Source organism: Streptococcus sp. HMSC065C01 (genome assembly GCF_001813525.1).
Classification (GTDB): domain Bacteria; phylum Bacillota; class Bacilli; order Lactobacillales; family Streptococcaceae; genus Streptococcus; species Streptococcus parasanguinis_V.
This window is the reverse complement of record NZ_KV812848.1, coordinates 1-307: the sequence shown is the minus strand read 5'-3', so window position 1 is coordinate 307 and position 307 is coordinate 1. Positions and strand designations below refer to the sequence as shown.

1 pseudogene is annotated in these 307 nt (G+C 37.8%); it reads right to left on the bottom strand.

Annotation, left to right across the window (positions count from 1 at the left end):
* Positions 1-221 (bottom strand): annotated as a pseudogene (locus tag HMPREF2918_RS04040) (conjugal transfer protein); the annotation flags it as partial.
* Between the last annotated feature and the right edge of the window lie 86 nt (positions 222-307).

The window sequence follows — 307 nt, the reverse complement described above, 5'->3', positions numbered from 1 at the left end:
CCTACGACAATTCCACGGATCTCACCTGTATTGACTTGTACAAATGATCCATCAGGATTTCGTTGTGAACGATCCACTTCAAAGATGATATCAGGACCTTCAATGCCTCGGAAAGTCAGTTTTCCAAGGACTGCTGGAACATCTAGTCCATCTGTAATGACACGATAAGTCTTGTCAGCAATTTGTAGTTTTTCTCCGTAGTTTAATCCAATTTTAGCCATGTGATTTTCTCCTTTGATTTCTTATTTTTTAATTACCAATTTTTCCGCAAAGACATTGAGATAAGGTGCAACAGTATTGCCATTTA